19 protein-coding genes are annotated in these 23,422 nt (G+C 74.6%); 12 read left to right on the top strand and 7 right to left on the bottom strand.

Going from position 1 to position 23,422, the window contains the following annotated elements; genetic code table 11:
• The first annotated feature begins 22 nt into the window (after positions 1 to 22).
• From AB0F68_RS33095 to AB0F68_RS33080, 4 genes are read left to right on the top strand one after another with little or no spacing between them, the layout of a single operon-like run.
• The gene (locus tag AB0F68_RS33095; RefSeq protein ID WP_357345447.1) at positions 23 to 976 is read left to right on the top strand and encodes a TauD/TfdA family dioxygenase; all 954 of its coding nucleotides are present in this window, start codon (positions 23 to 25) and stop codon (positions 974 to 976) included.
• A 1-nt stretch (position 977) separates the two neighbouring features.
• Entirely contained in the window at positions 978 to 1,166 is a 189-nt protein-coding gene (locus AB0F68_RS33090) for an MbtH family NRPS accessory protein (protein WP_107078253.1), read from the top strand.
• Positions 1,163 to 4,279 carry an amino acid adenylation domain-containing protein gene (locus AB0F68_RS33085; RefSeq protein WP_357345444.1) on the top strand — a complete coding sequence of 1,039 codons (3,117 nt, stop codon included), beginning with the start codon at positions 1,163 to 1,165 and terminating at the stop codon, positions 4,277 to 4,279. Before AB0F68_RS33090 ends, AB0F68_RS33085 begins: the two co-directional genes overlap by 4 nt.
• Entirely contained in the window at positions 4,279 to 9,825 is a 5,547-nt protein-coding gene (locus AB0F68_RS33080; RefSeq protein ID WP_357345442.1) for an amino acid adenylation domain-containing protein, read from the top strand. The genes AB0F68_RS33085 and AB0F68_RS33080 overlap by 1 nt, the downstream gene beginning before the upstream one ends.
• A 40-nt stretch (positions 9,826 to 9,865) precedes the next feature.
• Here AB0F68_RS33080 and AB0F68_RS33075 read toward each other — a convergent pair whose 3' ends face one another.
• Together AB0F68_RS33075 and AB0F68_RS33070 are read right to left on the bottom strand one after the other, a co-directional pair.
• Complete coding sequence (locus AB0F68_RS33075; RefSeq protein ID WP_357345440.1) at positions 9,866 to 11,101, bottom strand: hypothetical protein; 1,236 nt, start codon at positions 11,099 to 11,101, stop codon at positions 9,866 to 9,868.
• Positions 11,102 to 11,141: 40 nt separating this feature from the next.
• Positions 11,142 to 11,660 carry an NUDIX domain-containing protein gene (locus AB0F68_RS33070; protein ID WP_357345438.1) on the bottom strand — a complete coding sequence of 173 codons (519 nt, stop codon included), beginning with the start codon at positions 11,658 to 11,660 and terminating at the stop codon, positions 11,142 to 11,144.
• A 47-nt stretch (positions 11,661 to 11,707) separates the two neighbouring features.
• Between AB0F68_RS33070 and AB0F68_RS33065 the strand changes: the two genes are divergently transcribed.
• On the top strand, positions 11,708 to 12,454 hold the full coding sequence (locus AB0F68_RS33065) for a class I SAM-dependent methyltransferase (RefSeq protein ID WP_357345436.1): 747 nt from the start codon (positions 11,708 to 11,710) through the stop codon (positions 12,452 to 12,454).
• 110 nt (positions 12,455 to 12,564) lie between these two features.
• Here the strand turns inward: AB0F68_RS33065 and AB0F68_RS33060 are convergent, their stop codons facing one another.
• Both AB0F68_RS33060 and AB0F68_RS33055 read right to left on the bottom strand, forming a co-directional pair.
• A complete protein-coding gene (locus AB0F68_RS33060; protein WP_357345434.1) occupies positions 12,565 to 13,236 on the bottom strand; it encodes a hypothetical protein in 672 nt (223 codons plus the stop codon).
• A gap of 65 nt (positions 13,237 to 13,301) precedes the next feature.
• Positions 13,302 to 14,459, bottom strand: coding sequence for a hypothetical protein (locus AB0F68_RS33055; RefSeq protein ID WP_357345433.1), 1,158 nt, complete (start codon positions 14,457 to 14,459; stop codon positions 13,302 to 13,304).
• 143 nt (positions 14,460 to 14,602) lie between these two features.
• Here AB0F68_RS33055 and AB0F68_RS33050 point away from each other — a divergent pair, with 143 nt between their 5' ends.
• Positions 14,603 to 15,097, top strand: coding sequence for a type II toxin-antitoxin system PemK/MazF family toxin (locus tag AB0F68_RS33050; protein WP_357345431.1), 495 nt, complete (start codon positions 14,603 to 14,605; stop codon positions 15,095 to 15,097).
• 28 nt (positions 15,098 to 15,125) lie between these two features.
• On the opposite strand, the gene AB0F68_RS33045 is transcribed toward AB0F68_RS33050, so the two are convergent.
• Entirely contained in the window at positions 15,126 to 15,761 is a 636-nt protein-coding gene (locus AB0F68_RS33045; RefSeq protein ID WP_357345428.1) for a GGDEF domain-containing protein, read from the bottom strand.
• A 254-nt stretch (positions 15,762 to 16,015) separates the two neighbouring features.
• On the opposite strand from AB0F68_RS33045, the gene AB0F68_RS33040 reads away from it, so the two are divergent.
• The 5 genes from AB0F68_RS33040 to AB0F68_RS33020 all read left to right on the top strand — a co-directional run bounded on the left by AB0F68_RS33040 (position 16,016) and on the right by AB0F68_RS33020 (position 20,207).
• Positions 16,016 to 16,267 (top strand): DUF397 domain-containing protein, encoded by a 252-nt coding sequence (locus AB0F68_RS33040; protein WP_357345426.1) that lies wholly within the window; start codon positions 16,016 to 16,018, stop codon positions 16,265 to 16,267.
• A gap of 117 nt (positions 16,268 to 16,384) precedes the next feature.
• Positions 16,385 to 17,272, top strand: coding sequence for a helix-turn-helix transcriptional regulator (locus AB0F68_RS33035; protein ID WP_357345424.1), 888 nt, complete (start codon positions 16,385 to 16,387; stop codon positions 17,270 to 17,272).
• A gap of 87 nt (positions 17,273 to 17,359) precedes the next feature.
• Positions 17,360 to 18,406 carry a LacI family DNA-binding transcriptional regulator gene (locus AB0F68_RS33030; protein WP_357345422.1) on the top strand — a complete coding sequence of 349 codons (1,047 nt, stop codon included), beginning with the start codon at positions 17,360 to 17,362 and terminating at the stop codon, positions 18,404 to 18,406.
• A 2-nt stretch (positions 18,407 to 18,408) separates the two neighbouring features.
• Positions 18,409 to 18,630 carry a hypothetical protein gene (locus AB0F68_RS33025; protein WP_357345421.1) on the top strand — a complete coding sequence of 74 codons (222 nt, stop codon included), beginning with the start codon at positions 18,409 to 18,411 and terminating at the stop codon, positions 18,628 to 18,630.
• A 134-nt stretch (positions 18,631 to 18,764) separates the two neighbouring features.
• The gene (locus AB0F68_RS33020; protein ID WP_357345419.1) at positions 18,765 to 20,207 is read left to right on the top strand and encodes a serine/threonine-protein kinase; all 1,443 of its coding nucleotides are present in this window, start codon (positions 18,765 to 18,767) and stop codon (positions 20,205 to 20,207) included.
• A gap of 13 nt (positions 20,208 to 20,220) precedes the next feature.
• On the opposite strand, the gene AB0F68_RS33015 is transcribed toward AB0F68_RS33020, so the two are convergent.
• Positions 20,221 to 21,048 carry an MOSC domain-containing protein gene (locus AB0F68_RS33015; RefSeq protein ID WP_357345417.1) on the bottom strand — a complete coding sequence of 276 codons (828 nt, stop codon included), beginning with the start codon at positions 21,046 to 21,048 and terminating at the stop codon, positions 20,221 to 20,223.
• Entirely contained in the window at positions 21,045 to 21,818 is a 774-nt protein-coding gene (locus AB0F68_RS33010; RefSeq protein ID WP_357345415.1) for a phosphotransferase, read from the bottom strand. The genes AB0F68_RS33015 and AB0F68_RS33010 overlap by 4 nt, the downstream gene beginning before the upstream one ends.
• A 97-nt stretch (positions 21,819 to 21,915) precedes the next feature.
• On the opposite strand from AB0F68_RS33010, the gene AB0F68_RS33005 reads away from it, so the two are divergent.
• The gene (locus AB0F68_RS33005) at positions 21,916 to 22,668 is read left to right on the top strand and encodes a DedA family protein (RefSeq protein WP_357345413.1); all 753 of its coding nucleotides are present in this window, start codon (positions 21,916 to 21,918) and stop codon (positions 22,666 to 22,668) included.
• Positions 22,669 to 23,422: the final 754 nt, after the last annotated feature.

The following is a 23,422-nucleotide window of genomic DNA, read 5'->3' as shown; positions in this document are numbered from 1 at the left end:
GAGAACAAGGAGACACCGCATCATGAGCGACACGATCGCCACGCTGCCGGTGGTCGTCGAGAACGACGGCCCGGCCCTGACCGACCTGATCGCGGCCCGCCGCACCGAGCTGCGGGCCACCCTCGTCGAGCACGGCGGGCTGCTGTTCCGCGGCTTCGACGTCGGCGGGGTGGACGGCTTCGACGGGATGGTCCGCGCCCTGTCCGGCGAACCGCTGACCTACACCGAGCGTTCCTCGCCCCGGCACTCCATCAAGGGCCGGGTCTACACCTCGACCGACTACCCGCCGGACGAGGAGATCTTCCTGCACAACGAGAACTCGTACCAGGCGCGCTGGCCGCTGACCCTGTTCTTCTACTGCATCACGGCGCCCGAGACCCAGGGCGCCACCCCGCTCGCCGACGTCCGCCGGGTCCACGAGCTGATCGACCCCGCGGTGCGCGAGGAGTTCGTCCGGCGGCGCTGGATGCTGGTGCGCAACTTCCACGGCGACTTCGGCACCCGCTGGCAGGAGGTGTTCAACACCGAGAACCGGGCGGAGGTCGAGGCGTACGCGGCGGCCAACGGGATCAGCGTGGAGTGGGTCGGCAAGGACGGCCTGCGCACCCGGGCCGTGCGGGACGCGGTGCACCACCGGCCCGGCTCGGCCGCCCCGCGCTGGTTCAACCACGCCACCTTCTTCCACGTGAGCACCCTCCCGAAGGACTACCAGGAGGGGCTGCTGGCCATGTTCGGCGCCGACGGGCTGCCGTCGAACACCTACTACGGCGACGGCGGCGAGATCCCCGCCGACGTCATGGACCACCTGCGTGCCGCCTACCGGGCGGCCACGGTCCGCTTCGACTACCAGCGCGACGACGTGCTGGTGGTGGACAACATGACCGCCGCGCACGGCCGGGAGCCGTTCACCGGTCCCCGCAAGATCGCCGTGGCGATGGCCGAGCCGTACACCCCCGACACCCCTGGAGCGAACTGAGATGGCCGAACCCCGATTCCTGGTCGTCCGCAACGACGAGGAGCAGTACTCGATCTGGTCGGCCGACCGGGACCTCCCCGCGGGCTGGCACGACACCGGCTTCGCCGGCACCCGCGAGGAGTGCCTGGCCCACATCGACACGGTCTGGACCGACATGCGTCCCCGCTCCGTCCGCGAGGCCCACTCATGAGTCAGGAGTGGACCTTCCCGGCCTCCTTCGCCCAGGAGCGGGTGTGGATCGCCAACCAGCTCGACGCCGGCTCACCGGTGTTCAACGTGTCCATCCCGTGGCGCTTCCCGGCCGGCATGGGGGCCGACGTGGCCGCCGACGTCGTCAACCGGGTGGTGGCCCGGCACGAGGCGCTCCGTACCCACCTGCGGGTCGACGACGGCGCGCTGGTGCAGGTGGTCCGGGCCCACGAGCCGGCCCCGCTGCCCACCACCGACCTGCGCCACCTGCCCGGATCCGAGCGGCGGGCCGCGTTCGAGGCGATCCGGGCCGAGCTGGCCCGCACCCCGATCCCGCTGGACGCGCCGCCGCTGTGGCGGGCCCGGCTGGTCCGCCTGGACGACGCCTGGGTGCTGGTCTTCGTGGTGCACCACGCCATCTTCGACAGCCACTCGGCGGTGCTGTTCCACGCCGAACTCGCCGCGTTCAGCGCGGCCGCGCAGGCCGGCGCCGAGCCCGCCGTGCCCGAGCTGCCCATCCAGTACGCCGACTTCGCGGTCTGGCAGCGCGACCAGCTCACCGGCGCGGAACTGGACCGGCAGCTCGCCTTCTGGACCGGTCACCTGGCCGGCGCGCCGCCGGTGACCAACCTGCCGCTGGACCGGCCGCGCCCCGCGCAGCTCGGCTTCGCCGGCGACGAGGTCCGCTTCGACCTGCCCGACGGGCTGCTCGACCGGGTCGGCAGGCTGGCGGCCGGCGCGGCGGCCACGCCGTACATGGTGCTGCTGGCCGCCTTCGCGGCGCTGCTGTCCCGGATCTCCGGCGACACCGACGTGGTCGTGGGCGTCTCCACCGCGGGCCGCGAGAACCCCGAGGTGGCCCCGCTGATCGGCATGTTCGTCAACCCGGTGGCGCTGCGCTGCGACGTCTCCGGCGACCCGACCTTCACCGCGCTGCTCGGCCGGGTCCGCGACGGCCTGGTCGACGCCATGGAGCACGGGCAGACCCCGTTCCAGAAGATCGTCGAGGCGGTCGACCCGGAGCGCGACCCGTCGGTGCAGCCGATCTTCCAGACCGCCCTGAACTACATCCCGGACTCCGGCCTCGACCCGGCCGAGCTGGGCACCACCAAGGACGACCTGGCGTTCGACATCACGGCCGGGGAGTGCCGGCTGGTCTACCGGACCGCGCTGTTCGACCGGACCACCGCCGAGACGGTGGTGCGGCGGTACGTCCGGCTGCTCACCGCCGCCGTGGCCGACCCGGAGCGCCCGGTGGCAGCGCTGCCGCTGCTCACCGACGACGAGCGCGACCTGGTGCTGGGCGCCTGGAACGACACGGCACGGGAGGCGCCGCCGGCCACCGTGGTCGACGAGGTGCAGCGGCAGGCCGCGGCCACCCCGGAGGCCACCGCGCTGGTCTGCGACGGCGTGCCGCTGACCTACGCCGAGCTGAACGCGGCCGCGAACCGGCTGGCCCGGCTGCTGGTGGCCCGCGGCGCCGGCCCGGAGACCCGGGTGGCGCTCGCCCTGCCCCGCTCCTGCGAGCTGGTGGTGGCGATGCTGGCCGTGCTGAAGTCCGGCGCCGCGTACCTGCCGGTGGACACCGGCTACCCGGCCGCGCGGATCGCCTACCTGCTGGAGGACGCCGCGCCGGCCCTCGTGGTAGCCACCCCGGACACCGCCGCCCTGGTGCCCGGCGAGGCGCTGGTGCTCGACGGCGAGCTCGGCGCCGACCAGCCGGACGGCGACCTGACCGACGCCGACCGCCGGGCCCCGTTGCGCCCCGAGCACCCGGCGTACGTGCTCCACACCTCCGGCTCCACGGGCCGGCCCAAGGGCGTGGTGGTGGAACACCGGGCGGTGAGCGCCTACCTGGCCTGGGCCCGGCACACCTACCCGGGGCTGGCCGGCACCGCGTTGCTGCACTCGCCGGTCTCCTTCGACCTCACCGTCACCGGCCTGCTCGGCACGCTCACCGCCGGCGGCACCGTGCGGCTCGCCGCGATCGACGACGCCGCCGCCCGGGCCGGTGGCCGCCCGGCCTTCCTCAAGGTCACCCCGAGCCACCTGCCGCTGCTCGACGGCGAGCTGTCGCCCACCGCCGACCTGGTGATCGGCGGCGAGGCGCTCACCGGCGAGCAGCTCGCCGGCTGGCGGGCCGCCCACCCTGACGTGGCGGTGGTCAACGAGTACGGCCCGACGGAGGCCACCGTGGGCTGCGTGGCCGCCCGGATCGCCCCGGGCGAGCCGGTCCCGCCGGGCCCGGTGCCGATCGGCACGCCCACCTGGAACACCCGGGCGCTGCTGCTCGACGCCGCTCTCCAGCCGGTGCCGCCCGGCGTGGTCGGCGAGCTGTACGTCACGGGCGCGCAGCTCGCCCGCGGCTACCACCGCCGCCCCGGCCTCACCGCCGAGCGCTTCCTGCCCTGCCCCTACGGCCCGCCCGGCGCGCGGATGTACGCCACCGGCGACCTGGCCCGCTGGCGGCCCGACGGCACCCTGGAGTACCTGGGCCGCCGGGACGACCAGGTGAAGGTGCGCGGCATGCGGATTGAGCTGGGTGAGGTCGAGGCCGCCCTGCTGGCCCACCCGGACGTCCGGGCGGCCGCCGCGGCGGTGCGCACCGACACCGGGGAGCCGACCCTGGTCGGCTATCTGGTCGGCCCGGCCCACGAGGAGTCGGTCCGCGCCGAACTGGCCCGGGAGCTGCCCGCGCACCTGGTGCCGGCGGCCCTGGTCCGGCTCGACGCGCTGCCGCTGACGCCGAACGGCAAGCTGGACCGGGCCGCGCTGCCCGCCCCGGCCGCCGCCCCGGCCGAGGACGCCTACGTCGCGCCGCGCACCGAGGCCGAGTCCCTGGTCGCCGAAGTGTACGCCGAGATCCTCCAGGTGGAGAAGGTCGGCGCCCTGGACGACTTCTTCACCCTCGGCGGCAACTCACTGCGCGGTATGCGGGCGATGGCCCGGATCCGCGCCGAGGTGGACGTCGAGCTGCCCATGCGGGCGTTGTTCAGCAGCCCCGTGGTGGCGGACCTGGCCGCCCAGATCGAGCAGCGGATCGCCGCCGAGCTCGACGGGCTCTCCGACAGCGAGGTCGCCGCGCTGCTCGCGGCGGAAGAGGGAACCAGCTGATGACCGACCTGAAGGATCCGGCCCGCGAGGCGGCCCGGCAGGCGCTGATCGCCAAGCGACTGCGCGCCCGCCAGGCCGCCCCCGCGGCCCGGATCACCCCCCGGCCCGCCGGCGCCGAGGTGCCGCTGTCGTACGCCCAGGAGCGGGTCTGGTTCATGGACCAGCTCGCCCCGGGCGAGGCGGCGTACCACATCGCGGTGCCGCTGCGGGTGCGCGGCCCGCTCGACGTCGAGGCGCTGCGCGCGGCCCTGGCGGCGCTCGCCGCCCGGCACGAGTCGCAGCGCACCCGCTTCCCGGCCGACGCCGACGGCCGCCCCACCGTGGTGGTGGAGGACGTGGTCGAGGTGCCACTGACCATCGTGGACGCCCCCGACGAGGCCGCCGCGCAGGCCCTCGTCGACGCGGCCGCCGCCGAGCCGTTCGACCTGGCGCGCGGGCCGCTGCTGCGCGTCCTGCTGATCCGGCTGGCCGCCGACGGCGACAATCCGGCCTCCGCGCCGCAGGACGGCGCTCCGGACCGGATGAACGTCGACGACCACGTGCTCTTCCTCGGCCAGCACCACATCGTCGGCGACGGCTGGTCGGTGGACGTGCTGCTGCGTGACCTGATCACCCTCTACCGGGGCGGCGAGCCGCCCGCCCTGCCGGTCCAGTACGGCGACTTCGCCGTCTGGGAGGCCGCCGAGCTGGACGGGCCGCGAGCCCGGGCGCACGTCGACTACTGGAAGCAGCGGCTCGCCGGGATCACCCCGCTGGAGCTGCCGCTGGACCGGCCCCGCCCGGCCACCCAGACCTACCGCGGCGACTTCGTCGAGTTCCAGCTCGACCCGGCGGCCACCGAGGCGCTCAACGCGCTCACCCGGGCGAGCGGCGGCACGCTGTTCATGACCCTGCTCGCCGCGTACCAGGTGCTGCTGGCCCGGCACTCCGGCCAGGACGACTTCGCCGTGGGCGCCTCGGTGGCCGGCCGCTCCGCGCCCGAGCTGGAGAACGTGGTCGGCATGTTCATCAACATGCTGCCGCTCCGCGCCGAGCTGGCCGGCGACCCCACCTTCGCCGAGCTGCTGGCGCGCACCCGGCGCAGCGTGCTGGACGGCTTCGAGCACGCCGAGGTGCCGTTCGCCAAGGTGGTCCACGAGCTGGGCCTGCCCCGCGACGTCAGCCGCTCCCCGGTGTTCCAGGCCATGTTCGTGCTGCAGAACTACGAGATGGGCCGGTTCAGCGGGGTGTCCCGCGCCGACGAGGTCAGCTTCGAGTGGACCCCGATGGAGCTGCGGGCCACCCGGTTCGACTTCGAGCTGCACGCCGTGGAGACCGTCGACGGGCTCTGGGGCAAGCTGGTCTTCAACACCGACCTGTTCACCCGGGACACCGTCGAGCGGATGGCGCAGCGGTGGACCACCCTGCTGGCCGCGATCGTCGCCGCGCCGGACACCCCGGTCTCCCGGCTGGCGCTGCTCCCCGCCGACGAGCGGGAGCTGCTGGCCGGCTGGAACGACACGGCCGCGGACTTCCCGCGTACCCAGACGCTGCACGGGCCGATCGAGGAGCGCGCCGCCGCCACCCCGGACGCGGTCGCCGTCACCATCGAGGACCGCAGCCTCACCTACGCCGAGCTGAACGCGGCGGCCAACCGGATCGCGCACCGGCTGCGCGCCGCCGGCGTCGGCCCGGAGACCCTGGTCGGAGTCTGCGCGGAACGCTCGATCGAGCTGGTCGCCGGCCTGCTCGGCGTGCTCAAGGCCGGCGGGGCCTACCTGCCGCTGGACCCGGAGTACCCGGCGGACCGGCTCGCCTTCATGGTCACCGACGCGGACGCGCCCGTGGTGCTGGTCCAGGAGCACCTGCGCGACGTGCTGCCGGCCACCGCGGCCACCGTGCTCGCCCTCGACGACGCCACGGTCTGGGCCGACCAGCCGGCCACCGACCCGGCGCCCACCGCCGGCCCCGAGCACCTGGCGTACGTCATCTACACCTCGGGCTCCACCGGCCGGCCCAAGGGGGTGCCGAACACCCACCGGGGCATCGTCAACCGGCTCGACTGGATGCAGAAGACGTACGGCCTCGGCGCCGACGACGCGGTGCTCCAGAAGACCCCGGCCAGCTTCGACGTCTCGGTCTGGGAGTTCTTCTGGCCGCTGCGCACCGGCGCCCGGCTGGTGCTCGCGAAGCCCGGCGGCCACAAGGACGCCGGCTACCTGCGCGACCTGCTGGTCGCCGAGCGGATCACCACCGCCCACTTCGTGCCGTCGATGCTCACCGTCTTCCTCGCCGAGGAGGGCATCGAGGCGGCCACCGCGCTGCGGCGGGTGATCTGCTCCGGCGAGGAGCTGCCGCTGGCCTCCGCGCTCGACTTCACCGCCCGGCTGCCCTGGTGCGGCCTGCACAACCTGTACGGCCCGACCGAGGCGGCCATCGACGTCACCGCCTGGCACTGCGACCCGGCTCGGCTGGCGGAGGTGACCGGCGTGCCGATCGGCGCGCCGATCGCCAACCTGCGGCTGCACGTGCTCGACCCGGCGGGCGCCGATTGCCCGGTCGGGGTCGCCGGGGAGCTGCACATCGGCGGCGTCGGGCTGGCCCGCGGCTACCACCGCCGGCCGGCGCTGACCGCCGAGAAGTTCGTCCCCGACCCCTGGTCGGGCGAGCCGGGCGCCCGCCTCTATCGCACCGGTGACCTGGCCCGCTGGGTCGTCGCGCCGGACGGGACCGGCGTCATCGAGTTCCTCGGCCGGATCGACCACCAGGTCAAGCTGCGCGGCCTGCGCATCGAGCTGGGCGAGATCGAGAGCGCGCTGCGCGAGCAGCCCGGGGTGACCGAGGCCGCGGTGATCGTCCGCGAGGACAGCCCCGGCGACAAGCGGCTCACCGCGTACCTGGTCGGGCCGGCCGAGCAAGCGGCGGTGAAGGCGGCGCTCAAGGAGACGCTGCCGGAGTACATGGTGCCGGCCGCGTTCGTCACCCTCGACGCGCTGCCGCTGACCCCGAACGGCAAGCTCGACCGCAGGGCGCTCCCCGCGCCGGTGGTCACCCGCGAGGCGTCGGTGGCGCTGGTCGAGCCGCGCGACGACACCGAGCGGGCGCTCGCCGCCATCTGGTCCGAGGTGCTCGGCGTCGACACGCTGGGCATCGACGACGACTTCTTCGACCTGGGCGGGCACTCCATGCTCGCCACCCAGGTGGTAGCGAAGATCCGCAAGGCGGAGCTGGGCGGTCGGGCGGTCGGCGTCATGGACCTGTTCCAGCAGCGGACCATCCGCGACCTGGCCGCGTTCATCGCCGGCGACGCCGCCGAGGCCGGCCCGCGCCGGCTGCTCTACGAGCTCACCAAGCCGATCCCGGCCGCCCAGCGGGTGCTCACCTACGTCTGCGTCCCGTACGGCGGCGGCAGCGCCATCGTCTACCAGCCCCTCGCGGACGCGCTGCCGGCCGGGCACGCGCTGTGGTCGCTGGCCATCCCCGGCCACGACGTCGGCCTCAGCGAGGACGCGCTGCCCTTCGACGAGCTGACCACCCGGGTGGCCGAGGAGATCCTGGAACGGGTCGAGGGGCCGCTGGCCCTCTACGGCCACTGCGGCGTGGGCAGCGCCATCGTGGCCGAGGTGGCCCGCAAGGTCGAGGCGGCCGGGCGGGATCTCGACGCGGTCTACATCGGCGCGATGTTCCCGTTCGCCCGACCCAAGGGCTTCTTCGCGGCCGCCCGCAACCGCCTCGAACAGCTGCGCAGCAACAAGCACTACGCCAGCTGGCTGAAGTCGATGGGGGTGGACACCGACGAGCTGGACCCGGAGCAGGCCGACCGGATCATCAGCAACATGCGGGCCGACTCCCGCGCCTCCGAGGAGTACTTCACCCGGCTGCTCGACCGGCAGGCGACGAAGCTGCGCGCCCCGATCATCTCGGTGGTCGGCTCCGAGGACCCGGTCACCGACTACCACCGCGAGCGGTACGCCGAGTGGCAGTTCCTCAGCGACACCCTCGGGCTGGTCGTCCTCGACCAGGCCGGGCACTTCTTCCTCAAGTACCGCGCCGAGGAACTCGCCGAGATCGTCACCCGGGTGCACCCGGCGGTGGTCGCCGGCGACGTCACCGACCTCGGCCCACAGGCCCGGGGCGAGGACGCCGGCTGGGCGGTGCTCGACCGGCTGGCGGTCGGCGCGGCGGAGCAACCGGCCGTCCCCACGGTCAAGCCGAGCATGGCCCGCTTCCTGGCGATCACCGTCGGGCAGCTCGTCTCCAGCACCGGGTCTGCGCTGACCGCGTTCGCCCTGCCGATCTGGCTGTTCAACCGGACCGGTTCGGTGGCCGATCTCGGCCTGCTCTGGGCGCTCGCGCTGATCTGCGGCGTGCTGATGCTCCCGGTGGCCGGCGCCGTCGTGGACCGGGTCAGCCGGCGCCGGATCATGATGCTGGCCAGCTCCGTCGCCGGCTCCGTCCAGCTGGTCCTGGCCACCCTGCTGTGGACCGACAACCTGGTGCTCTGGCACATCTACCTGCTGGTCGCGTTCAGCTCCGTCGCCGGGTCGTTCCAGCGGATCGCGTTCCAGTCGGCGGTGCCGCAGCTGGTGCCGAAGCGCTACCTCGGCCACGCCATGGGCATCACCCAGCTCTCCACCGGCGTGGCCACCCTGCTCATGCCGGTCTTCGCGGCCGGCCTGCTGGCCGCGATCGAGCTGAAGGGCATCCTGCTCATCGACGTGGCCAGCTACGTGGTGGCGGTGCTCACGCTGGCCGTGGTCCGCTTCCCCGACCTGCTCGGCTGGCGGCCCCGGGAGCGACTTCTCGTGGCCATCGCCAACGGCCTGCGCTACTCGTGGCAGCACCGCGGCTTCCGGCTGATGCTCGGCTACTTCGCGCTGGGCAACATCTTCCTCGCCCCCGCGCTGGTGCTCGCCACCCCGCTGGTGCTGTCCTTCGGCGGCCCGACCCAGGTGGCCCAGGTGGCGCTGGCCGAGGCGGTCGGCGCGGTGGCCGGCGGCGTGCTCATGTCGCTCTGGGGCGGCCCGCGCAAGCGGCGGATGATTGGCGTGCTCATCGGCAACCTGGGCACCGCGGTCGGCTGCGTGCTGATCGGCCTGGACGCCTCGCTGGCGATGATCTGCGTGGGCTTCTGCTGGCTGGCCATGGCGATGACCACCGCGCAGTCCATCTACGCGACCATCGTCCAGGTCAAGGTGCCGCAGCGCTTCCACGGCCGGGTGTTCAGCCTCAACCAGACCATCGCCTGGTCCACCCTGCCCATCGGGTTCGCGCTGCTCGCGCCGGGCGCCAGCGCCCTGTTCGAGCCGATGCTCGCCCCGGACGGGGCGCTGGCCGGGTCGGTGGGCGCGGTGATCGGCACCGGCCCGGGCCGCGGCATCGGCTTCGCGTACGTCTGCTTCGGCGTGATCCTGATCCTGATCACCCTCGGCGGCTTCGCGATCCGCCTGCTGCGCCGCTTCGACCTGGAGGTCGAGGACTCCCTCCCCGACGACCTGATCGGCGCGCAGGAGCGGGAACGGCGGCTCGCCGCCCGGGCCGCCGAGCGGGAGAAGGTCGCGGTCTAGGCCGGTGGGGGCCTCCGGCGGCAACCGGAGGTCCCCACGCTTACCACTGCTCCGGCGGGTCCGCCACCTCCTCCTCGGGCAGTTCCGCCGGCTCGGCCACCCACGCCGAGTAGACCAGCAGGCCGTGCCACGGCCCGCCCGCCTCGTCGGTGGCCACGGCCACCACCGCGTACGGGTGCCCGAACCGCAGCTCCGCGACCCGGGCGACACCCTCCGGCGGCAGCCCGGCCGCGACGCCGAACGCGGTCACGGCGGCGGCCTCGAAGCCGTACCGTCCGAACCGGGCCACCGCCGACTGCACCGCCTCGAACGGCGGCTCCGCCAAGCCGAGCAGCGCACCCAGCGCCCGCGCCGCCCCGTCGAAGCCGAACCCGGCCGGAGTCAGGTCGTGCCGGCTCTCCGCCGACCAGCAGGGCAGCACGGCCGAGGCGTGCTCCTCCCGCCCGTCGGCGGCGAACGTCCGCGTCGGCTCCTCCCGCAGCGTCCACAACGGCGTCTCGCCCAGCGGCAACTCGAACAGTGACCGCCGGCCCGGCGCGACCCCCTCGGGGGCGGTGGCGGCGGTCGCCGCCAGTTCCTGCGCGGCGGCCAGCACCTCCGCCGCGGGCACGTCCGGCGCGGCGGCCACCGAGACGACCAGCAACCCGGCCCCGCCGTCCGCCGGCCGGGCCGGCACGGCGTGCACCGCCACGTCGCCGGCCCGGTCGGTGCCCGCCACCCAGCAGCGGTGCCCCCACGGCGGCGTCCGCAGCACCCGCCGCAGCCGGCCGGCCCAGGCGCTGCCGGCGCCCAGCTCACCGGCGGGCGCCACCTGGAACGGGTCCGCCCAGGTCACGCGCGTGGCCAGCGCGCTGGCCAGGATCAGCAGGGTGTCCGCGGTGACGGTGACGGGGAACCGCTCGATCAGACCGCCGGTGCGCTCCCGGGCCCAGGCGTCCAGCGTCGCCTGATCGGGCAGCGGGCCGCGCTCGGTGCGCTCCGGCAGGCCGGCCCGCCAGGCGGCCAGCTGCTCGAAGGGGGTCCGCTCCCACAGTGCGGTGGCCGCGGCGACCAGTGGATGCGGCTCGGCGAGCAGCGCGCGGGCCGCCGCGGCGGCGTCGTCCGCGTCGGTGCCGAGCGCCTCGGTGAGGGTGGCCCGGGCCTCGCCGGTGGCCGCCGGGCCGGTCAGCGCGAGCAGCAGCCAGGCGCCCAGCGGCGAGGCGACGTGGTGGGCGTCGCCGGCGGCGCGGTGCAGCCGCTCGGCGTAGTGGGCCAGGGGTGCGTGGAGAGGGTTCACCGCTCCACTGTGCCGGTCGGCGGCCCGTCCGGCACGCCCGTCAGGACCACAGCTCGAACGGCTCGTCGATCTCCTCCCCGGCCAGGAACGCCGGCAGCAGCTCCGGCAGCCGCCCCGGATAGCAGCGCGGCCGGTCGGCGATCACGTCGGCCACCGGCCACCAGCGGAACCCGAAGTAGTCCTCGACCTCGTAGTCCAGCCGGTGCGCCTCGTCCACGTCCGGCCCCGGGCCGGGCAGCCGCACCGGCACCACCACCTCGTCCTGGAGGTGCCGTCGCTGGCGGTGCCGGAAGCTGGCCCGCCGCCGCCAGGTCGGCGCGCCGACCTGCGCCGGCGCGACCACGATGCCGGCCTCCTCCCGCAACTCCCGCACCGCCGCCTCCAGGTAGGTCTCCCCGGGGTCGAGCCCGCCGCCGGGCAGCTCCCACCAGGTGCCCAGCACGGGATGGTCCGGGTCGCGGGTGTGGAACAGCAGCACCCGGTCGGTGGCGTCCAGCACCACCAGCCGGACGGCCGTTCGCTCGAACAGCGGCAAATCGTCGGGCAGCTCCGGATCCACGGCACTCCTCTCGAAGGGTCGGCGGCGACCCGGCCCACCCTGCGATGATGGCGATCATGTCGCAGCTCTTCGGTGAGGTGGCCGGCGCCTACCACGAGGCCCGACCAGGCTATCCGGCCGAGATCGTCGCGGCGATCCGCGCCTACCACGGCGGGACGCCCGACCGCCTGGTCGAGGTGGGCGCCGGCACTGGCCTGGCCACCGCCACCCTGCTCGGCCTCGGCGCGCCGACGACCTGCGTCGAGCCGGACCACCGGATGGCCCGGGTGCTGGCCGAACGGTTCCCCCAGGTCGAGGTGGTGACGGCGACCTTCGAGGAGTGGACCCCGCCGCCCGGCGGCGTGCCGGCGCTCGCCTGCGCCATGGCCTGGCACTGGCTCGACCCGGCTACCCGCAACCGCCGGGCCCACGACGCGCTCCGTCCCGGCGGCACCCTGGCCGTCTTCGGCCACCGCTACGACTACGTCGACCCGGCCCAGCGGGCGGCCATCCGGGCGGCGTTCGAGTCGGCCGACCCGCAGCAGCAGGGCGACCGCCCGGACGACTGGGTCCACGCCGACATCGCCGGCAGTGGCCTCTTCACCGACGTCCGGGCGCCGGTCTTTCGCCGGGACCTGCCGCTGGACACCGCGGCCTATCTGGGGCTGGTCCGCACCTTCTCGCCGCAGATGCGCCGCCCGCCCGCGCTGCGCGAGCGGGTGCTCGCCGCGGTCGGCGCGGCGATCGACGGGTTCGGCGGGACCGTGGTGCTCGACCTGCGCACCACGCTCGTCCTGGCCCGCCGCCCCGCCTGACCGGTCGCGCCCGGTGAGCGTCAGCGAGTGCCGAGGGTGGTGCTGACCGGACCGAGAGGGCTCAGCCGGTCAGCGGGCAGCTGATGCCGCTGTCGGCGCCGGCGCGAGCGTCACACGGCGCCGCTGTCGGTGGGGGCCAGGGATGTGTGCGCCTGGACCTGGCGGCCGAAGGTGACGGCCTCGCGGACGAGCCGAGGCGCCTTCTCGGCGAGCTGCGGATCTGGGCGTGCTCCCAGCGCGTCGTTGACGGTGGAGAACGCCAGCCGGAACGCGACCAGGGTCGTCGCCTCGAAGATCTCCTGGTCATTGAGACCCGCGTGGCGCAAGCGCTCCACGTGGGCCTCGGTCGTGGCATTCGGATCCTGGACGACCCGACGAGACCAGGCGGCCAGCGCGTTCTCCCGCTCGGACAGGTCACCGTCAACGCCTCGCAGCACCCGTGCCGCGGTCGCCTCGTCACTGAGTTCGGCCAGCCGGGCACCCCATGCCAGCGCGCAGTAGGCGTCGCCGCGGGCAGCGGCGGTGGCGGCTACCAGCACGGCCACCTCCCTCGGCGACAGGCCTGAAGCGGCCAGGAGATCAGCACGCAGAGCCTGGAAGGACGCCAGCAAATCAGGACGCCAGCACCAGACCCGGGTGAGGTTGTTGACGTAGCCGTCGGAGGTGAGATCGCCCTCGTAGGCGGCAGCCACCGCCGGGCTCTGCGGCGGATCGGCGAGGAACGCAGCCGGAGGGTTCATGGCCAGTGTGCGGCACTCGGCGACCGCCCGAAGACCGATCAACGACAGCTCGGGAGTCAGGTTGTTCTCCCGTGGTCTTCGGCAGGGGCCCTAGGGTAGTCCGGGCGTCACCCTGCGGGGTCGTGCAGTGACGTCGGGGACAGCAGCGGCTGAAGCAGGGCACCGTTCCCGATCGCCGGCGACCTCCGGGCTACTCCCGCGAGGAGGTCGGCGACCTGGACTCGTGGATCGTCGCGGGAGTCGACCATCACGAGCCCGGCCAGGGGCGATACTCCGGCGGGCAACGCCCCGGCCTTGTCGGCGGCCGCCGCCGGTGGTCCGCCGTGGTTGGCCAGCGCCTGCTGAAGGCGGGTCAACCGGTCGGCCGTGAGGGCGCTCTGCTCGTCGTGGATCACCAGCACCTGCCGCTGTCCGCCGCTCCAGGACAGGACCGTCTCCGCCAGCGCCGGCAGCATCGGTTCCAGCGGTGGCGGGATGGATCGGTCGTCGATGTCGAGCCTGGTCACCACAGCCCACACGTGGGTCGGGCTGAGCCCGTTGAGGACGGCATCGGCCGGTGCGCCCAGGCCGGTTCGTGCCAGCGCATCCCGGGCCTCGAAGAACCGCTGCACGGTCCGGTGGTCCGGACGCCGCCGTTTGATCCGGACCAGGTCGACGAAGGCTGCCAGGAAGACACCCCAGTCGCTTCCGGCCGAGCGCCCGGCCCGGTAGAGGGCGAGAGCGGCCGGAAGGTGATCCTGCGTCAGGCGGGTACCGGCCGCGTAGGACGGCTCGGTCAGCAGCAGGTCGACGATCCGGGTGACGAGGAAGAACTCCTTGTCGATCAGGTGAACGGACGCGCGGCCCTTCAGCGCCTCCAGGAACCACTCCAGCGCCTCAGCCGCGCCCGGGCCGCGAAGGAACTGCCCGGACTTGAACTCGTGCGGCGAGAACCGGAAGCCGGATCGCAGCGCTGTGATGAGCCCGATGGCCTCGTCCACGCCCAGGTCGACACTGGCGTGCGTGATCACCGGAGAGGTCGAATGGAGCAGATTGGTACCCGAGAATCCGGACTCGTCACAGGCGATCTCCACAACGGTGCCGACCACCGCATCGATCGGCGGGAGCCCGCCCTGAAGCGGCGATCTCACACCCGATCTCCCACCATGCCGACCATGGTCACCCGTGCACCACCATCGAACAACCCGATTGTGCGCGGAACGGAGGGCACCTGATCCGGAGACGGTCCGGCATGCGGGCCATGCGCACATCGTCCGGGAGCCCACCGACGGCAGTCGCGGACGGTGAACGCATCCGAGGTCCCTGGTTCCCGTCGGTCGTCTGATCGGGGCTGTTGCCGAACTGACCCGTGACGGACCAAGGCGCTCCCCGCCTCGCGCCCGCGTTGGGCCGGGATAGGCTGCCCGCCGTGGCAGGTCTGTTGAGGAACGTGGCATCCCGGCTCGGCCGGATCGCCGGGGGCGCGGCCGCGCCCACCCGTACCGCCCGGCCGATCCCGGCCCAGGTCGCTCGGCGCCGCCAGGTCGCCGTGCTGCAGCGGCGCGAGCTGGCGTACGCGCCGGAGCTGGACGGGCAGGCCGACCCGGGGGAGATCGTCTGGACCTGGGTGCCCTACGAGGACGATCCGCGTCAGGGCAAGGACCGCCCGGTGCTGGTGGTCGGCCGGCAGAGCCGCACGCTGTTCGGGCTGATGCTGTCCAGCCAGAGCGATCGCGACGGCCAGCGGCACTGGCTGGCGCTGGGTCCGGGGGAGTGGGACCGGGACCAGCGGCCGAGCTGGGTCCGGCTGGACCGGGTGCTCACCATGCGTGAGGACAGCATCCGGCGCGAGGGCGCGGTGCTGGACCGGCGCCGGTTCGACCGGGTGGGCCAGGCGCTGCGTACCGGCTACGGCTGGCGCTGACGGGCGCCGGCTGGACCGTCGGCCCGGCTCAGCACTCGGCGACGAGCTGGCGGGCGGCACGGGCCGCGCCGACCGTCTTCGCCTGGTACATCGCCGCGTCGGCGCGGCACAGCGCGTCGCTGAGCTGGGTCGGGCCGTGCACCGGGGCGAGCCCCACCGAGGCGGTCACCCGGATGCTGCGGGCGCCCAGCGGGATCGGCGCGGCGAGCGCCTCGCAGAGCCGGCGGGTGGCGTGCTCGATCCATCGCCGGTCCACCGTCGGGCTGACCAGCAGGCCGGCGAACTCGTCGCCGCCGAGCCGGGCCACCAGGTTGTCCCCGGCGAACGCGGCCAGCCGCTGCGCCACGCTGACCAGCACCTGGTCGCCCGCGGCGTGCCCGTAGCGGTCGTTGACCTGCTTGAAGTCGTCGAGGTCCAGCACGATCGCCACCAGCGGCTTGCCGGCGGGGTCGGTGAGCAGGGTGGCGGCCAGCCGGAAGAAGGCGCGGCGGTTCGGCAGGCCGGTGAGCGGGTCGTGGCTGGCGGCGTGCCGCTCGGCCGCCAGCTCGGCCTGGAGCAGCTCGATCTCGGCCTCGGCGCGCAGCGCCCGGCGGCGCAGTTGCCAGGCGGAGACCAGGGCGCCAGCTGCGGAGATGCCGGAGGCGACGGTCATCGGATCCGGCACGCGCCCTCCCTCACCGCAGTCCCCGCCCTCGCCGGACGGCGCCGGGCCGGACCTGTTCCCCCTGCTCGCAACCGGAGTCCGGGTAACCGAGCGTGAACGTCCGGGTACACCGCACGTGCGATATCATGCTCGCTGTCCATTGCAGATGCAATAGCAGATGCACGTGCATCTCCGTCTACAGTCGACAGCACCCCGTCGCCACCCACCGCCCCTCCCCGCGGCATCGGCTGGCTCTTCCCGCGAAGGACGCCCCCATGCAGCCCTCGAACGGCGTACCCACCACCGAGCTGCCCCCGGTGCGGTGGCTGAAGAGCCGGCGCAGCAACCCCAGCGGCAACTGCGTCGAGCTGGCCGAGCTGCCCGACGGCGGCGGCATCGCCGTGCGCAACTCCCGTCACCCGGAGGGGCCGGCGCTCATCTACACGGTCGACGAGATCGCCGCGTTCGTGCTCGGCGCCCGGGACGGCGACTTCGACCACCTGATCGCTCGCCGGCCGTCCCGCTGACGGGACCGCGCATCCACCGTCCGGAGGAGTTCACGTCACTGTCGGTCCATGGCATGCTTACTGCTCGGCCGGGCTGGGGCGTCCGGTCAGGACAGTCGGTGTGCGGAGGGCGGCCAGGTGACGACGGTGCCCGTCGAGGGAGGCCCGACCAGCGGCCCCACCGTGCTGCGCATGCTGCTTGGGGCGCAGCTGCGCCGGCTCCGGGAGGGCGCCGGGGTTAGCCGGGAGAGCGCCGGCTGGGAGATCCGCGCCTCCGAATCCAAGATCAGCCGGATGGAGCTGGGCCGGGTCGGCTTCAAGGAGCGCGACGTCGCGGACCTGCTCACCCTCTACGGCGTCACCGCGCCCGACGAGCGGGCGGCGCTGCTCAAGCTCGCCCGGGACGCGAACACCCCCGGCTGGTGGCATCGCTACGGTGACGTGCTGCCCGGCTGGTTCCAGTCCTACCTCGGGCTCGAGGCCGCCGCCGCGCTGATCCGCACGTACGAGGTGCAGTTCGTCCCGGGCCTGTTGCAGACCCCGGCGTACGCCCGGGCGGTGATCCTGCTCGGCCACCGCGGCGCCCCGCCAGCGGAGGTCGACCGGCGGGTGAGCCTGCGGATGGAGCGCCAGGAACTGCTGCGCCGCAGCGACCCGCCACAGCTCTGGGCAGTGCTCGACGAGGCCGCCCTGCGCCGGCCCGTCGGTGGCCCCGAGGTGATGCGCGCGCAGTTGGACGCGCTGATCGAGGCGACGGCCGTGCCGCACGTCCGGCTCCAGATCGTCCCGTTCGCGGCCGGCGGGCACGCCGCCGCCAGCGGCGCCTTCAGCATCCTGCGCTTCGGCGACCAGGACCTGCCGGACATCGTCTACATCGAGCAGTTGACCAGCGCGATCTACCTCGACAAGCGCGACGACCTCGACCACTACGCGGGGGCCATGGACCGGCTCTGCGGTGAGGCCGCGCCGCCGGAGCGCACCCCCGAGCTGCTGGCCCGGATCCGGGACGAGCTCTACCCGGCCTGATCGCACCGCTATCCCATTGACGCCCGCCGTCGGGCGGAGTAACTTCTGTATCGATACAGTTCTGAATCGATACAGAGGGGCACACCGGTGAAGCCGACCCTGCAGGACGTCGCGAACGCGGTGGGCGTGTCCCGCAGCACCGTCTCCAACGCCTACAGCCGGCCCGACCAGCTCTCCGCGGCGCTGCGGGCGAAGATCCTCGACGCCGCGCGCCGCCTCGGCTACCCGGGCCCCGACCCGACCGCCCGCTCGCTGCGCCGCGGCTTCGTCGGCGCGATCGGCGTCCTGTTCACCTCAGACCTCTCCTACGCGTTCACCGACCCGTTCGCGGTGCGCTTCCTCACCGGCGTCGGCCAGGCCGCCGAGCGGCACGGCACCAGCCTGCTGCTGGTGCCGCTGTCGGGGGACCGCGACCGGACCCGGGCCGCCGTCGAGAACGCCGCGGTCGACGGCTTCTGCGTCTACTGCGTCGGCGACGAGGAGCACGTGCTCGCCGCGATCCGCGACCGCGGGCTGCCCCTCGTCACCACCGCCCCCAGCGCCGCCGGCCCGGCGGACCGCTTCGTCGGCATCGACGAGCGGGCCGCTGCCCGGTCCGTCGCCGCCCACGTCGCCGGCCTCGGGCACCGGCGGGTGGCCCTGCTCGGCGACACCGTGCTGCCCGACGCGCCGTCCGGGCCCCTGCGGCTGGCGGATCCGCGCGACGCGCCCCACCCCACGACCCGCGACCGGCTCGCCGGCTTCGCCGACGCGTTCGCCGCGGTCGGCGTCGCCTGGCCGGCGATCACCGTGCTCAACGCCACCGGCAACAGCCGGGCGGCGGGCGCTGCCGCCGTCGCCCCGGTGCTGGCCGGCGACGACCCGCCCACGGCCGTGCTGGCCTGCTCCGACGTGCTCGCCCTCGGGGTGCTCGACGCGGCCGGCCCGCACCGCGGCCTCTCGGTTACCGGCTTCGACGACGTCGCCGAGGCCGCCGCCGCGGGGCTGACCACCGTCCGGCAGCCGGCCGAGGAGAAGGGCCGGCTCGCCGCCGCACTGCTGCTGGAGCCGCCGGCCGACCCGGCCGACGGCCACCTCCTGCTTCCCACCGATCTCGTCGTCCGGACCTCCACCGGGCCCGTCCCCAGGAGTTGACCATGGAACACTCCACTGGATTCGTCCTCGCCGTCGACGCCGTGAGCCGGCACGTGAACTCGGCCCGCCCCGACGCCCCGGTCCGCCCCGACGCCCCGGTCCGCCCCGACCGGCCCCGGCAGCCCCGGCTGGCGCCCACGCGGCTGGCCGCCGCCTCGGCGCTGCGCCGCCTCGCCGACCGGATGGAGCCCCGCCCCGCCCGGATGCCCACCTGCCAGTCCTGACCCCCGGTCGACGGCCCGTCCGGGTGGCCGGCGCCACCCGGACGGCACCCCGTTCGACCCGGAACCGCCCGATCGGCCCGCAACCGGGCACCGGGTTGGTGGGGCGCCCCACCTGGCAGGCACACTGGACCACCATGTCGCCGTTCACGCCCTCGCTCCGGCTGCACGATCGGTACGTCCTGCGCGAGCGCATCGGGCTCGGCGGGATGTCCGAGGTGTGGCGCGCCGACGACGAGGTCCTGCACCGCCCCGTCGCGGTCAAGGCCCTCGCCACGCAGCTCGCCGCCGACCCGCAGCTGCGCGCCACCATCCAGCGCGAGGCCCGCGCCGCGGCGCGGCTCACCCACCCCCACGTGACCCAGGTGTACGACTACGGCGAGGCCACCCTCCCCGACGGCTCGGTGGTGCCCTACCTGGTGATGGAACTGGTCGAGGGACGCACCCTCGCCGACCGGCTGACCGGGGGGCCGCTCGCCTGGCCGGAGGCCGTCCGGCTGGCCGGGCAGATCGCCGCCGCCCTCGCCGCCGCGCACCGGATCGGCGTGGTGCACCGCGACATCAAGCCCGGCAACGTGATGCTCACCGAGACCGGCGCGAAGGTGCTCGACTTCGGCATCGCCACCCTGGCCGGCCCGCGGCACCCCCTCGCCGGGCAGACCGGCGAGCTGCTGATGGGCACCCCGGCATACTTCGCGCCGGAGCGGATGACCCCCGGCCCGGCGAACCCGGCCAGCGACGTGTACGCCCTCGGCGCCCTGCTCTACCGCACCCTCAGCGGGCGCGCCCCGCTGCCCGTGCAGACCTGGGACGACGTGCTCGACGTGCAGGCCCACCGACCCCCGGTGCCGGCGCTGCGCATCCCCGGGCTGCCCGCCGACGTCGCCGAACTCACCCTGGCCTGCCTGGCCGTGGACCCGGCGCGGCGGCCCACCGCCGCCCAGCTCGCCACCCGGCTCGGCGCCGGCCAGCCGGCCGACCCGCCGACCGCGATCCTGCCCACGGTGTCCCGGCCGGAGCACCCGCCGACGCTGATCGAGCGGGCCGCCCGCCCGGTCCCACCGCCGCCCGCCCGGCCGGCCGCCCGGTCGAACCGGCTCGTCGGGGCGCTGGTCGCCGTCGGGGTGGTGCTGCTGCTCGCCCTGGTCGGCACGCTGCTGCTCGACGGCAACCCCGACAACCCGACGGGCACCGGCCCGGTCGCCGGCCCGTCGACCGGCACGACGCCGGCGGAGGAACCGTCCCCGTCCCCGCCGTCGGAGCCGGCCACCTCCGGACCGGCCAGCACCCGGCCCGCGCCGGTCACCCTGCGCCAGCTCGCCGGTCAGTTCGCCGACGTGGTCGACCAGGCCGTGGCGGACGGCCGGCTCGACCGGAAGACCGCCAACGACCTCCGCGAGAAGGCCGCCGAGCTGGACCGGGGCAAGCCCAAGGACCGCGCCAAGCGGGTCGAGGACCTGCGCGCGCGGATCGACGACCTGGCCGACGACGGCAAGCTCGACGAGGCCACGGCCGGCGGCCTCCAGGACCTGCTCGACGCGTACGCGGGGCTGCGCGGGGGCGGCCGGGACGAGGGCTGAGCCGCCGCCCGGCTCAGGCCAGCCGCACCGGGTCGCCCGCCCGCACCCGGCCGGCGCGAACCACCTGCGCGTACGCGCCGACGCAGGGCTGCGGCGCCATGCCGTCCAGCGGCACCACCCGGTTCAGCCGCGCCGGCACGCGCAGCGCGTCCGGGTCGCGGGGGAGCGGGCCGTGCGCCAGGGTCGGCACCGCGCAGCGGGGCGTGCGGGCGATCACCCGCAGCACCAGCTCGGCGCCGATCCGCAGCTCCCGACCGGGCCAGTCGTTCTCCTCGAACCCGGCGCCGGCGGTGTCCAGCACCAGGTTGGGCCGGTAGCGCGCCGGGTCCACCGCGCCCGAGGGCAGCTCCGCCCCGATCCGCCGCAGCGTCGCGATGGTCAGCAGGTGCACCGGGGCGAAGTCGACGAAGCCACCCGGGGGTGCGGCCGCCCCGAGCCGTCCCTCGTCCACCGGCACCGCGGCCGCTACCCCCGCGGCGAGCACCTCCTCCGGGCGGGACCGTTCGAGCACCGCGTCCGGCGGCGGGGTGTCGACCAGCGTCACCGGCGTGCCGAGCAGCGTGGAGAGCACGTCGTCCACCCCCTCGTCGCCGGCCGCGACGACGCGGCCGTCGGGCAGCGTGATCCGCACCCCGCCGTCGCCGCCGCTGGCCCGCAGCGTGGTCAGCGCCCGCCAGCGGTACGGGTTCTTGGCGCTCGCCACCCGCCCGGTCTCCCGGTGCAGCAGGGCGAGCCGCCGGTCCCCGGCCAGCCCGGCCTCGTCGACGGCCACCTCGTCCAGCTCCTCGCCCAGCAGCGACTTCACCGGGTAGCGCCGGATGCCCGCCACCCGCCCGCTCACCGGCCGCCACCCGAGGCCGCGACCGCCGCCTCCACCAGGGCGGCTGCCTCGGGCAGCCGGGCGGCGTCGAGCGGCCCGAGCCCGGCCCGCCGCGCGGTCGCCCCCGCGACCGACCCCAGCGACCCGGCCTCGGCGACATATGCGGACAGCAGCTCGCCCGCCGCCGTCGACAGCGGGAGGGACCGGTCCACGGCCACCTCGGCCAGGATCAGCGCGGTGATCGCCCGGTCGAGCGCGGGCGGCCCCTCCGCGGCGTTGGTCCAGTCGATCACCACCGGGCCGGCCGGGGCGAGGAGCACGTTCTGCGGGTGCAGGTCGAGGTGCAGTACGCGGAGCGCCGGATCGGTCGACCGGAGGGCGGGCAGCGCGTGCAACCGGGCGTGCAGGTCGGCCAGGAGACGAGCCGCGGCCCGGAGCCCGATCTGACCTGCCACGAAGGCGTCGACCAGGGTCGGCCCGGGCACCCGGTCGAGCACCAGATCCCGACCGTCGGCGTGGTGCACCCTCGGCACCGGGTAGCCGGCGGTGTGCAGGTGGCGCATCACCTCGGCCTCTCCGCGCACGTCGCCGCCGGCCCGGTACCGCCGCAGCACCCGGTCGCCGTCCAGCGCGTAGACGTCGGCGGTCCGGCCCGAGGCCAGCGGAACCAGGGCCGTCATCGGCGTGCGCCCGGTGGTCACCGGCGCGCCGGTCTCCTCGACCAGCGCCCGCAGCCCGACGGCCTCGCGGTCCACAGCGTACGGTCCGCGGTCCGAGCCGCTGCCCGTCATCGGCCTTCCACCTCCCAGGCCGGCGTACGCATACCCCGCAGCGTAGTGTGCCCCGGTTTCCGTGGTCGCCGGCCGCGTCGCCTCGTAACGTTGTCGGATGATCGGAAACGCACAGCTCCTCGTCGGCCCCCGGGTGGCGGCTCCACGCGCCGCGGAGCCGGCCGGCGAAGGACCCGTCGGCTGGGTCACCGGCCTGGTCGAACGGCTCGGCGGGCCGGGCGCTGGTCTCGCGGTGGCCCTGGAGATCCTCTTCCCGCCCATCCCGAGCGAGGTGATCCTGCCGCTCGCCGGGTTCGCCGCCAGCCAGGGCCGGATGAGCGTGGTCGGGGCGATCGCGTGGACCACCCTCGGGTCGGTGCTGGGGGCGCTGGCGCTCTACTACGTCGGCGCGGCTCTCGGCCGGGACCGGATGCGCGCCCTGGCCGGTCGGCTGCCGCTGGTCAAGCTGGACGACGTCGACCGCACCGAGGCCTGGTTCCTCCGGCACGGGGTCAAGGCGGTGTTCTTCGGCCGGATGATTCCGATCTTCCGCAGTCTCATCTCCATCCCGGCCGGCGTGGAACGGATGCCGGTGCCGGTCTTCCTGCTCTTCACCGCGCTGGGCAGTCTCATCTGGAACAGCGCCTTCGTGCTCGCCGGCTACCTGCTCGGCGAGAACTGGCACGTCGTCGAGGCGTACGTCGGGACGCTGCAGAACGTGGTCATCGTGGCTTGCGTCGGCGCGGTCGGCTGGTTCGTGTTCAGTCGGGTACGCCGGGCGCGCCGCCCCCGTCCCGCCCCGGCCGAGCCGCCTCGGGGCACCCTGTACCGCGGCGGCTGGTGGGCCCCCGAAGAGCCCGACGACCGCTGAGCGCCCATCCTGATCCACTCCAGCCCGCCGACACCGCGGTGTCCGCCCGGCATGAATACCGCCAGCTCCGCGATCTTGAGTGGATCAGGTCGGGTGACCGGTTGGGTCGGCGCTGCCAACCCTTCGCGGCGGGTTGGCCCTGCCAACCTTCTGCGGTCGGTTGGTGTGGGACAGCCTGCTTCCGTTGGCCGGCTCTGGGCCGCGCCCGTCAGGTCTGGGGTGTATGCCCGGTTGGCCAGCCTGCTTTTGTTGCCAGGAGGGCGACCTCGCATTGGTGTCCCAGCGGCACCGAGGACGACGACCAAGATCTGGGACGTATGTCCGGTTCCCGTCCGCTCCACGGCGGTGAGTGGAACGCCATGTATGTCTCCGGGGCCTGGTGACCTCCATAGCGTTCCACCGGCGGTGTCGGCCTGGGCGGGGTGTCCGTTTCGTGGGGGTGGTCGGCGGCACTCTGACGGCGGAATGGCGGGCGGGCGGGGGTCGTTGTATCCGGGTGAACGGCCGAGGAAGACGCCCCGCCCGGCAGGGTGGCGGCCCGCCCCACGAGGTGGGTGTGCCGAGCCCGGAATGATGGTGGGCTGCCGGTCGTTGTACATGGTCCCGGCGCGGCGAAGAGGCTCTGCCCCGCGCGCTGGATGATCCCCCAAGACTTCGCTGGACTTTTTGAGCGCCTGACGGTGCTTGCGCACACCCCCCAGCCGACCCCCGTCGGCGTGTGTGCGCCAACCCCCGAATGGAGCTAACCCCCATG

The organism is Micromonospora sp. NPDC023966 (genome assembly GCF_040639095.1).
Classification (GTDB): domain Bacteria; phylum Actinomycetota; class Actinomycetes; order Mycobacteriales; family Micromonosporaceae; genus Micromonospora.
This window is presented reverse-complemented; position numbering and strand designations above follow the sequence as displayed.

Excerpts from the sequence above, each read along its gene's own strand:
- AB0F68_RS33085 (WP_357345444.1), top strand. The coding sequence starts at position 1,163 with ATGAGTCAGGAGTGGACCTTCCCGGCCTCCTTCGCCCAGGAGCGGGTG.
- AB0F68_RS33090 (WP_107078253.1), top strand. The coding sequence starts at position 978 with ATGGCCGAACCCCGATTCCTGGTCGTCCGCAACGACGAGGAGCAGTAC.
- AB0F68_RS33020 (WP_357345419.1), top strand. The coding sequence starts at position 18,765 with ATGTCGCCGTTCACGCCCTCGCTCCGGCTGCACGATCGGTACGTCCTG.
- AB0F68_RS33095 (WP_357345447.1), top strand. The coding sequence starts at position 23 with ATGAGCGACACGATCGCCACGCTGCCGGTGGTCGTCGAGAACGACGGC.
- AB0F68_RS33025 (WP_357345421.1), top strand. The coding sequence starts at position 18,409 with ATGGAACACTCCACTGGATTCGTCCTCGCCGTCGACGCCGTGAGCCGG.
- AB0F68_RS33065 (WP_357345436.1), top strand. The coding sequence starts at position 11,708 with ATGGCGATCATGTCGCAGCTCTTCGGTGAGGTGGCCGGCGCCTACCAC.
- AB0F68_RS33080 (WP_357345442.1), top strand. The coding sequence starts at position 4,279 with ATGACCGACCTGAAGGATCCGGCCCGCGAGGCGGCCCGGCAGGCGCTG.
- AB0F68_RS33010 (WP_357345415.1), bottom strand. The coding sequence starts at position 21,818 with ATGACGGGCAGCGGCTCGGACCGCGGACCGTACGCTGTGGACCGCGAG.
- AB0F68_RS33005 (WP_357345413.1), top strand. The coding sequence starts at position 21,916 with ATGATCGGAAACGCACAGCTCCTCGTCGGCCCCCGGGTGGCGGCTCCA.
- AB0F68_RS33040 (WP_357345426.1), top strand. The coding sequence starts at position 16,016 with ATGCAGCCCTCGAACGGCGTACCCACCACCGAGCTGCCCCCGGTGCGG.